The 10,104-nt window shown below is 53.2% G+C and carries 10 protein-coding genes and 2 tRNA genes; 10 read left to right on the top strand and 2 right to left on the bottom strand.

The genetic code is table 11. From position 1 onward, the window contains the following. Positions 1 to 171 precede the first annotated feature (171 nt). Positions 172 to 696, bottom strand: coding sequence for a DUF2062 domain-containing protein (locus ACTF5Z_RS09720; RefSeq protein WP_438985463.1), 525 nt, complete (start codon positions 694 to 696; stop codon positions 172 to 174). 78 nt (positions 697 to 774) lie between these two features. Between ACTF5Z_RS09720 and ACTF5Z_RS09725 the strand changes: the two genes are divergently transcribed. The 10 genes from ACTF5Z_RS09725 (at position 775) to ACTF5Z_RS09770 (ending at position 9,636) form a co-directional block, all read left to right on the top strand. Then, entirely contained in the window at positions 775 to 3,090 is a 2,316-nt protein-coding gene (locus ACTF5Z_RS09725) for a DNA internalization-related competence protein ComEC/Rec2 (protein ID WP_438985464.1), read from the top strand. Between the two features lie 57 nt (positions 3,091 to 3,147). Beyond that, positions 3,148 to 3,783: a MotA/TolQ/ExbB proton channel family protein gene (locus tag ACTF5Z_RS09730; protein ID WP_423849932.1), complete on the top strand. Its 636-nt coding sequence runs from the start codon at positions 3,148 to 3,150 to the stop codon at positions 3,781 to 3,783. Continuing rightward, positions 3,780 to 4,205, top strand: coding sequence for an ExbD/TolR family protein (locus ACTF5Z_RS09735; RefSeq protein ID WP_423849931.1), 426 nt, complete (start codon positions 3,780 to 3,782; stop codon positions 4,203 to 4,205). Before ACTF5Z_RS09730 ends, ACTF5Z_RS09735 begins: the two co-directional genes overlap by 4 nt. Position 4,206: 1 nt before the next feature. After that, entirely contained in the window at positions 4,207 to 5,175 is a 969-nt protein-coding gene (gene lpxK / locus ACTF5Z_RS09740) for a tetraacyldisaccharide 4'-kinase (protein ID WP_438985465.1), read from the top strand. Then, positions 5,172 to 5,924 (top strand): 3-deoxy-manno-octulosonate cytidylyltransferase, encoded by a 753-nt coding sequence (gene kdsB, locus ACTF5Z_RS09745; protein ID WP_438985466.1) that lies wholly within the window; start codon positions 5,172 to 5,174, stop codon positions 5,922 to 5,924. Before lpxK ends, kdsB begins: the two co-directional genes overlap by 4 nt. A 5-nt stretch (positions 5,925 to 5,929) precedes the next feature. Then, positions 5,930 to 6,952: a UDP-N-acetylmuramate dehydrogenase gene (gene murB / locus ACTF5Z_RS09750; RefSeq protein WP_438985467.1), complete on the top strand. Its 1,023-nt coding sequence runs from the start codon at positions 5,930 to 5,932 to the stop codon at positions 6,950 to 6,952. Positions 6,953 to 6,955: 3 nt separating this feature from the next. After that, on the top strand, positions 6,956 to 8,776 hold the full coding sequence (uvrC, locus tag ACTF5Z_RS09755) for an excinuclease ABC subunit UvrC (RefSeq protein ID WP_438985468.1): 1,821 nt from the start codon (positions 6,956 to 6,958) through the stop codon (positions 8,774 to 8,776). 7 nt (positions 8,777 to 8,783) lie between these two features. Next, a complete protein-coding gene (gene pgsA / locus ACTF5Z_RS09760; RefSeq protein ID WP_438985469.1) occupies positions 8,784 to 9,353 on the top strand; it encodes a CDP-diacylglycerol--glycerol-3-phosphate 3-phosphatidyltransferase in 570 nt (189 codons plus the stop codon). 129 nt (positions 9,354 to 9,482) lie between these two features. Beyond that, positions 9,483 to 9,558: transfer RNA gene (locus tag ACTF5Z_RS09765), tRNA-Gly, on the top strand. A 4-nt stretch (positions 9,559 to 9,562) separates the two neighbouring features. Continuing rightward, positions 9,563 to 9,636: transfer RNA gene (locus tag ACTF5Z_RS09770), tRNA-Cys, on the top strand. A 144-nt stretch (positions 9,637 to 9,780) separates the two neighbouring features. Here ACTF5Z_RS09770 and ACTF5Z_RS09775 read toward each other — a convergent pair. Next, on the bottom strand, positions 9,781 to 10,104 hold a 324-nt coding region (locus ACTF5Z_RS09775), incomplete at its 5' end, for a DUF1501 domain-containing protein (protein ID WP_438985470.1).

Here is a 10,104-nt window from a genome sequence, read left to right on the forward strand (position 1 = left end):
TTTTGAATACCGACGTGTATCCAATTGCGTTCTTGCCCACCGATCCTCAGGCGGGAGACTTTGTGTTGGTGGCACTTATTGCGATCGCTGCGTGTGCTTTAGCTGCAGTGTACCCCGCGCGCCGAGCGGCGCAAATTGCCCCTGCCGAGGTCTTGTCGGAAGCCTAGAGTATCAGGCGCGAGTCTGGCGTTTGACTTGACGCTCGCGCCACTTGCGTCGAATTTGCGCCTTCCACATGATATCGACCACAAAATAACCCAAGGCGCCAAAACCAAGGCTAAAAAGGAGGCATCCCAGCAAAAAAGGTTGCCAGATAGCGCCCAGGGTCGCCGAGAGCCACGCAAAGCTTAACTCGAATTGAATGGCCTGCGTGTCTACGCCTAAGATAAAGGCGCCGAGTTCGTAGGCGAAAAAGAAAATTGCTGGCATGGTCAGCGGGTTAGTAATCCACACCAAAGAGACGGATAAGGGTAAGTTGCAGCGCAGCCAAACCGCGAGTGCCGCGGCAATCAGCATTTGCCCCGGTATGGGCATGAAGGCCATGAACAAGCCGACAAAAAAGCCCATGGATGCGGAATAGCGATTTAAGTGCCACAAATTGCCTTCGTAGATCCAATCACCAAAGACATGCAAAACTTTAAGCTCTTTTAATTCCGACGCGCTGGGAATCAGTTTTTTCAGCGTATGCTTGGGCATGATGGTTTATGAACCTTAGTGCTCGTTATTCGGTGGACCCGATGTGCTGCAATGGTGTCTCTGTTTGCGAGCGCTATTATGACCAGATTTGGACCGAAAGACTACGCTCTAATTGCCGCCACGGGCCTTATTTGTGGGGTGCTTTCCGCGCTTTTGTGGCGCGGCTTTAGCGCCTTTTATGGCTCGCTATGTGCATCGGCACTACTGTTTTACTTTTTTCGTATCACGGTGCTGCGAGTCCTTCTTGTCGGTTGGTGCGCGGGTCAGGCTTGGGTTTGGTTTTATAGCCAATGGATGGTCGAGCTGAATGTCTCGCCCCAATGCTTAAATACACCGTTTACCGTGCAGGCCAACGTGCGTAATTTTGTAGACGAGTATCCAGGCTTTAATGACACGGTCGTCCAGAGGGCTGAGCTTGATATAACCAGTGTGTCGCTGCCGGATTGTGCTGCGCTTGAGCGCATTAGGGTGTATTACACAGGTCCTAGGACCTTGCGTTTGGGAGATCAAATTGTCGGTCAAGTGACCTTGAGATCAGAGCGAGGGTTTGCGAACTTTTCCAGTGACAATCGCAAGGCACAGGCCGTCGCCCTGCAGCGACTGGCCGGCGGGCGCTTAGAATTTGTGTACAGCCAACGAAAGGCCTATCGAGGATTCGACCATTGGCGCTATCGTCTATCGCAAACCATTGCCAATCAGGCGGGGCTGAGCGACACCGCAAAAGGCGTGATTGCCGCCCTAGTTGTGGCTGATAAGCGCTATATTCCGCCCTTGTTTCAGCAGCTTAGCTTGCGCTTAGGTGTTGGCCATATTTTGGTCATATCGGGTTTACACATTGCTTTGGTGGCAGGCTTTGCAAGTATTGTGGCACGAGCCTTGTTGCGGCCATTGTGTTGGATTGTTGCATACCGGGTAAGACAATACCTCGGCGATGGCTTGGTGTTTGCGTCGGCACTGGCTTACGCCTTAATGGCCGGTTGGAGTTTACCCACCCAGCGCGCCGTTCTGGCCTTGTGCTTTTGGCTGTTGGCCAAAAATCTGGGGCGAGACGGTCAGCCCTTGCGCTTGTTCTGGTGGGCCCTTACCTTGTGTTTGCTGATAAACCCTCTCACCGGCTTGTTACCCGCATTTTGGCTAAGTTTTGGAGCAGTGTTTATAGTGCTAATCAGCTCGGTCATCGTGGGTAGATTCGAGGGGGCTCGGGCTTATTTTTTGACTCATGTAGCGATATGCGTAGCAATGTGGCCTGCCAGTTTGGTGTTTTTTGGTCAGGCTTCCGTTTTGTCGATACCGGCCAATATGCTAGCCGTACCCGTGGCCGGCTTATGGCTGGTACCGCTCAGTCTATTAGGGGCGCTGGCTGGCTCATTGGACGCTATGACTGTAAGCGCTTTGCTGTGGTCGTGGGCGGCGTGGCCGCTGGATTTAGCGGAAAGCTTGCTAGACTCTGCCTGGCTTGAAATAGGTGTTTGGCAGAGCACATTATCCATTGCTTTTGCGCTGCTCTTGAGTGCTTTGTGGTTGCTGCTATTGACGCCCTTACGGCTTGCTTGGCGCTACATTGTATTGGTTGTGATGAGCTTGATGTTGAGCTATCGACCTATGTCGGGTTCCACGGATCGAGCGCGACTGTGGGTGTTTGATGTAGGACAGGGCTCAGCCATGCTTTTGCAGGTGGCAGAGCGGTCGATGTTGTTTGATCTGGCGGGAGGCTTGCCCGGCAGTGTGTACCATTTTGACTACACCGCCGCGCCCATTTTGCGGGGTTTGGCTATCTCGGCGGTGGACACCCTAGTGCTGAGCCATGAAGACTTTGACCATGTGGGTGGATTTTATTCGCCGAACTTTAACTTTGGTTGGCGCCGATTGGTGACCCCAAGCGGTGAGGGCGAGCGGGCCCAAACGTGTCGACCGGGTCGGGTGGAGCAATGGGCGCCGGGCGTGAGCTTGCAGTGGCTTTCGGGCGGTGCCGACACTCCTTTGAGTAGCGATAACGACACGTCTTGCGTTTTAAAGGTACACGCTTACGGGTATTCAGTGCTGTTCATGGCGGATGTGGGAAAGCTGAAAGAGCGAGATTTGGTCAGTTATTGGCGTAACGAACTTGAGGCGGACATACTCATCGTGGGGCATCACGGCTCTGACACCTCCAGCTCTGCAACCTTACTTAAGTGGGTGAAGCCCCGTTATGCGGTCATATCGGCAGGGTTTTATAATGCCTTTGGTCACCCCAACGCAGCCGTAATTAAACGCCTTAACAGCTCTGGAGCGACCATTTTGAACACGGCTCAGACAGGAGCCTTGCGGTTTGAATGGGGGCGCAACGAGGAGCTTCGCTGGCTTGCAACGCGCGCCCATTGGGCTCGATTTTGGCAAGATAATTATTCCCCCTAAGCGCGTTGTTCGTGGCGCTCGGGTGAGTATAATGAGCCAAACACAAAGGGGATGGATATGCTAGATATCGTGACAGCGGGTGGTTGGTTAATGATCCCCATTCTGCTCTCTTCGGTCATTGCTTTGGCAATTTGTATTGAGCGTTTAATCGCTCTAAAACCTTCTAAAGTTGCACCGGCTGGCTTAGTTCAGACACTGTTTCAGCAAATTAAGTCGGGTCAAATGAATGCCGAGAAGTTGCGAGCACTTAAGAGCTCGAGTCATTTAGGGCATATTTTGGCGGCAGGCTTGATGAATGCCAAAGCCGGTCGGGATATCATGAAGGAAAGCATTCAAGATGCGGGTTCTCAGGTGGTGCATGAGCTCGAACGTTTCTTGAACACCCTGGGCACTATCGCCGCCATTGCGCCGCTGATGGGCCTATTAGGCACAGTAATCGGCATGATTTCGGTATTTACTGAGATCGTGACGCAAGGCACCGGTAATGCCGGCGCCTTAGCGGGTGGTATTTCTCAGGCGCTTATTACGACCGCTGCGGGTCTGACCGTAGCGATCCCAGCATTGGTAATGCACCGGTATTTGCAGGGCCGCGTAGATGCCATTGTGGTGCGCATGGAACAAGATGCAAACCGTTTAGTCGACGCTTTGCACGGTAATGCCGCCTCACTGTCTGAGGTAGAGGCCAACAAATGAAATTTGAGCGACGCGCCAAGCCGGCGGTAGAGGTCAATCTCACGCCCTTGATTGACGTGGTGTTTTTGTTATTGATCTTTTTCATGGTGTCGACATCGTTTACCAAGCAAAGCGAAATTACGCTCGCCTTGCCCACGGCCTCGGGGGAGTCTCGAGAAATTATTCCTGACCTTATTGAGTTGGTTGTTACACGTGAAGGTTCCTACCGAGTGAACGGTTTGCCGCTGTCAGGTACTCGGGTTAGCACCATAAAAGACGCCTTGTACCAATTGTCAAAAGGGGATACGACCTTACCCTTGGCGATTGTGGCGGACGCCAATGCGTCGCATCAGTCGGTGGTTAGCGCTATGGATGCCGCAGGCCAGTTAGGGTTTTCTCGATTAAGCATTGCAACGCTTAACCCTCAGTCTGAGGAAAACTAGTGTGATTTATGGGCGATTGTTGCTCGAGCGCTTCTTTAATTACTTTTGGTACCGCGAAACGCCAGGCTTGCTGTGGCTATTGTGGCCCTTGGAGCTTGTCTACAAAGCTTTGGTTGCACGCAAACGGCTAGATCCTCGCGTGGAGCCTATGAAACCGCCGTGTGTGGTGGTCGGCAATGTGACGGTCGGTGGTACGGGTAAAACACCGGTGGTGATTGCCTTGGTCAGATATTTGCAGTCCAAAGGCCTGACCGTGGGTGTGATTAGTCGCGGATATGGACGCACCACCTCAGGTTTGCTCGAGGTTACTCGTTCGAGATTGGTGAGCGATACAGGCGATGAGCCTATGTTGATTCACAGAAGCTGCAATGTCCCCGTCGTAGTTGCCGAGCAGCGGGCTATGGCCTACGAGTACTTGCAGGATAGGGTAGATGTTGTGCTGTCTGATGATGGCTTACAGCATACCGGTTTGCGCCGGAGTATTGAAATTGCCGTGGTGGACAAGCATCGCGGTTTTGGTAACGGGCATTGTTTACCCTTGGGACCTTTGCGCGAGCCGGCGGCGCGCATTCGGACTGTTGACTATATCATTTATCGCGGTTCGAAGAGCCAAGGCGGCGCGTATTTAGTGCCACAGGATTTTTATGAGGACAGTGGCCAGACACTCAGCATTGAGCAAATGCTAGTAAAGCATCCCGTTATCGAGATTGTCACGGCCATCGGCGCGCCGCAGCGATTGCAAGCAGATCTTGAGGCCCTGGGATTTAGCGTTAAGCTCAGGGCGTTTCCAGATCATTACCAGTTTAATGACCAAGATTTCGTCAATACTAGCCATGCTGTGGTAGTGACCGAGAAAGACGCGGTAAAATTGCCGGAGTCGGTGCAAGGCGTTTGGGTGTACCGCACTCAGATGCGCATACCGGAAACGACCCTAACGAATTTTTGGACCCAACTCGAGGCACTCTTGTGAGCTACACCATTGTCATTCCGGCGCGATATGCGTCGACACGTTTACCGGCAAAACCTTTAGCGGATATCGCCGGAAAGCCTATGATTCAACACGTTTGGGAACGTGCCTGCGAGTCGAGCGCTGATCGTGTGATTGTGGCGACCGATCATTTAGACGTTTTTGAAGTTTGCCAAAGCTTTGGTGCTGACGTGTGTATGACCCGAGAAGACCACGAATCGGGTACAGATCGTTTAGCTGAAGTAGTCAGTCAGGCGGCTTTAGCTGACGACGCCATTGTGGTTAACGTGCAGGGCGATGAGCCTTTGATTCCGGCGAGCGTGATAGAGCAGGTCGCTCATAACCTAGCCAGTAACCCTGATGCCGGTATTGCGACTTTGTGTGAGCGGATCGAAGATAACGCGACACTAACCGACTCTAACGCCGTAAAAGTTGTTTTTAATTCAATGGGTTATGCGCTATATTTCAGCCGATCTCTAATTCCTTTTCCGCGCGATAAAGATGCCGCTACCATCGATCTTGAATCCGATGCGTGTTATCGGCACTTGGGTATTTATGCCTACCGTGCAGGTACGTTAAAGGCGTTCACGCAATGGCCAATGGCCGACCTTGAGCGGCTCGAAAAATTGGAACAATTGCGCGCCTTGTACCAGGGTACGCGTATTCACGTAGAGCCAGCCTGTGCTTCAGTGCCGGGCGGAGTCGATACTCCAGCAGATTTGCAGGCGGTCAATCGCCTGCTCGGTGCTTGAGACCAATGCAATTTGAGCGCGATGTCAGTCTAGAGGGTTTGAATACGCTAGGGGTGACGTCTCGTGCCGAGAATTTCTGTCGAGTCGAGTCCGATGCTGACTGGCTTGCGGCGATCGACTATGCCAGTTCTCGAGGTCTTGGTATCACCCTGTTAGGAGGGGGCAGTAACGTCGTTTTGGGAGAGCAGCTCCGAGGCTTGGTGGTGCATCCAGTGGGCGATGATATTGACCTTTTCGAACAGCGGGGTGACGACGTTCTTGTTGATGTGCTTGCAGGTACCGAGTGGGATACGCTTGTGCGCATTTGTAATCAACGCGGCTGGTTCGGTTTAGAGAATCTGGTGTCAATACCGGGTAGTTGTGGTGCAGCACCGGTGCAAAATATCGGCGCTTACGGGGTAGAGATTGCCGAGTTTATTGAAAGCGTGCGGGTGTTAGACCTAAATACGCGTGAATTTTCAGTAGTCAAAAGCCAAGACTGTGGGTTTGCCTATCGGTATTCGTATTTCAAGGGGCCCTGGCGCACTCGTTACGCCATCGTGGGGATTCGGTTGCGCCTGTCTAAGACCCCGACGGTCAATACAAGCTACGCCGCGCTAGCGCAAGCGCTGGAAAATGCCGAGCTGCACGCGCCTACGCCCGTAGATGTGCTGAACACGGTCGCGGCGATTCGCGCTGCAAAATTACCCGATGTGCGCCGAGTGCCAAACTCAGGGAGTTTTTTTAAAAATCCCATTGTCAGTGGCGAGTTCGCACAACACTTACAGGCGCTGCACCCCGATCTACCCGTGTACGCGGTGGACGATGGGAGCGCTAAGCTGGCTGCGGCATACCTGATTGAGGCTGCGGGGCTAAAAGGCTATCAAGACGCTGGTTGTGGCATCAGCGAAGATCACGCTCTGGTGCTTGTTAATCCAGGACAGGCCACTGGCGCCGAGTGCTTGGCGCTTGCCGAGCACGTGATTAGTACCGTGCAGTCCGCGTTTGGGGTGACCTTAGACATTGAGCCTGTGGTCATGGGTGCATAACGGATGTTTGATTCCGAGGCCTTTCTTAAACAGTTGACCCAACGCCCCGGCGTTTATCAAATGCTTGGCAGCGAGGGTGAGATTTTATACGTGGGCAAGGCCAAGAACCTGAAAGCCCGTGTCAGCAGTTACTTTCGTGCCTCTGGACTAACTACCAAAACCATGGCGCTGGTGGCCAAAATTGCCGATATTCAGGTGACGGTGACCTCCACTGAAGTCGATGCACTGCTGCTTGAGCACAATCTGATTAAAGAACACAAGCCGCCTTACAATATTCTGCTCAAAGACGATAAATCGTATCCCTATATCTTTTTGAGCACACAGGATACCTACCCGAGACTGGCGTTTCACCGTGGCTCTAAGCGAAAAAAAGGGCAGTACTTTGGACCTTACCCGAGCTCCGGCGCGGTGCGCGAGTCGCTACATTTTTTGCAAAAAACCTTTCGTGTGCGCCAATGTGAGGACGCGTATTTTCGCAATCGTTCCAGACCGTGCCTACAGCATCAAATAGGGCGATGCACTGGTCCGTGTGTGCCGGGGTTTGTCACCGAAGAGGAGTATGCCGAGCAGGTCGAATCGACGCGTTTGTTTTTGCAGGGCAAGTCGCAAGAGCTCATGGCCAAGCTTGCCGATGACATGGAGGCCTGTGCCGAGCGCTTAGAGTTCGAAAAAGCGGCGGTGTTGCGTGACCAGCTAGGGCATATTCAACAGGTACAGTCCAGTCAAGGCATCGAGGGCGTGCGCGGTGACTTAGATATCATTGCCTGCGCCACTCGCCACGGTAAGGCTTGTGTACACGTCCTGTTTGTGCGCGAGGGTCGTGTAATTGGCAGTCGCTCGTATTATCCGGGCTTAGCCATTGATGACACCGAGGCCTCGACCTTGTCGGCGTTTGTATTGCAATACTATTTGGCGAATGAACGCCCCGTGCCTCAAGAAGTAATTGTCTCGAACGAGCTTGATGAGGTGCAGGCCTTGAATGAACTGCTCACTCAACGGGCTAAGGTGAAGGTGTCGGTAAAACATCGCGTTCGCGAGGCCCGCGCGCGCTGGTTACAGCTGGCAGTGCAAACCGCCGACACAAATCTTATGGCGCACTTAGAGGCCAAAGAGACCACGCGAGCCCGTCTGGTCGCTTTACAAAAAGCAGCACAGCTTGGGTCTTTACCAGAACGTATCGAGTGTTTTGATATCAGTCACAGCAGCGGTGCCCAAACGGTGGCATCGTGTGTTGTGTTCGGTGTGGATGGCGCCAAGAAGTCCGACTATCGCAAATTTAACATCGAGGGCATTACCGGAGGAGACGATTACGCCGCCATGCAGCAGGCGCTGGAGCGCCGCTTTAAGCGTCTCAAAAATGGTGAAGGTGTAAAGCCCGACGTGCTGCTAATTGATGGTGGTAAGGGGCAGGTCAGTCAGGCCATGAGTGTGCTAGAGGCTCTGCAAATTGACGATATCGTCGTCATCGGGGTTGCCAAAGGTACCACCCGTAAAGCGGGTTTCGAGACCTTGATTAATGGCGCCACGGGCAAAGAATGGCAGTTGCAAAGCGATGACCCCGCCCTGCATCTTATTCAGTACATCCGCGATGAATCGCACCGCTTTGCGATCACCGGTCACCGCGCGCGCCGGGCCAAGCAACACCAGTCTGCTTTGGAATCGATTCCCGGTGTCGGTGCCAAGCGGCGACGCGATTTATTACGCCACTTTGGTAGCGCTCAGGGGGTAAAAGGTGCGAATATTGAGGAGCTCATAAAGGTGCCTGGTATCAATCGCGCGCTGGCGGAACAAATCGTCGAGCATCTACAGGCCGGTCGGGAGTAGAAACACAGTGAATTTACCCAACAGTCTAACCTTACTACGGGTGCTTATGATCCCCGTGATGGTGCTGATTTTCTTCTCAGAGATATCGGGGCGCTACCTTATCGCCGCGGCAATATTTGGTGCGGCGGCAATCACCGATTGGTTGGATGGTTACCTCGCTAGGAAGCTGGGGCAGGGCACCTCATTTGGAGCGTTTCTGGACCCTGTCGCCGATAAGCTGATGGTGTCGGTGGCTATTATTATTTTGATTCACGAGTTGCAGTCTGTGCCTTTTACCATTGCAGGATGCGTGATTATTGCTCGCGAGATTGTGGTGTCGGCTTTGCGTGAATGGATGGCCGAGATTGGCGAGCGCACCTCGGTTCGGGTGTCTTGGTTAGGTAAAGTGAAAACCACGGTCCAGATGATCTCGATTACGGTTTTGCTCGCCATAGACCCGATGGCAGGGGGCTCTTGGATGCTGTTAATGCTGCTGGGTTACGCCTTGTTTATGGTGGCCGCGGTACTGACGGTGTGGTCAATGCTGTTGTATTTGTTGGCGGCGCGCAAAGCGGTACAAAATAGCGAATCCGCTTGACACCGAGGCCCAAGGCCCTACAATGCGCACCTCGGATTGAAACTCAATCCTTTTACTGTTTGGACTTGGTAATCACCAACCAAACCTTCAGGCGGTAAAGTGTTTTAAGCGTGCTTAAAACGTCGCGTAGCGGGAATAGCTCAGTTGGTAGAGCGCAACCTTGCCAAGGTTGAGGTCGCCGGTTCGAACCCGGTTTCCCGCTCCAAAATGGCTCGGTGGCAGAGTGGTGATGCAGCGGATTGCAAATCCGTCAACGCCGGTTCGATTCCGACCCGAGCCTCCATAATTTATCGCTATCAAAGGCCTATCGGCCCGCTCTCTTGGAGCAGATAGCTATATCAGGCTCACCAAAGCCCTCGCGAGGGCGGCGGCTGGCCTGCACCATCTGGCGCAGTTCACGCTGACAACGCGAGTTCGTCATCTTGACTTAAGTCTTAAATAAACCCGCTAAAGGCTGGGCGTTAAAGTTTGCGAGATTAGGCAGTGCATCACTCACTGCTGCGGTTGATAATCCCAGCCATTGACCCAGGGCCGCCGCGTACTGATCAACGGCAATTGTGGGTATGAGTCTCCCTCCACCAGCATCATGATCGTGGCCAAGCATGGGTGGTGGGATTGTGCCAAGAATTTGACCACCTTGGACGGCGCCCCCCATAACCAAGTGGTGGCCACCCCAGCCATGATCGGTACCGTCGCCATTTACAGCTAGGGTGCGTCCAAAATCTGAGGCCGTGAACAATGTTACGTTATC

Origin of the sequence: Aequoribacter sp., from assembly GCF_965659035.1 — a bacterium.
In the GTDB taxonomy this organism is placed as follows: domain Bacteria; phylum Pseudomonadota; class Gammaproteobacteria; order Pseudomonadales; family Halieaceae; genus Aequoribacter.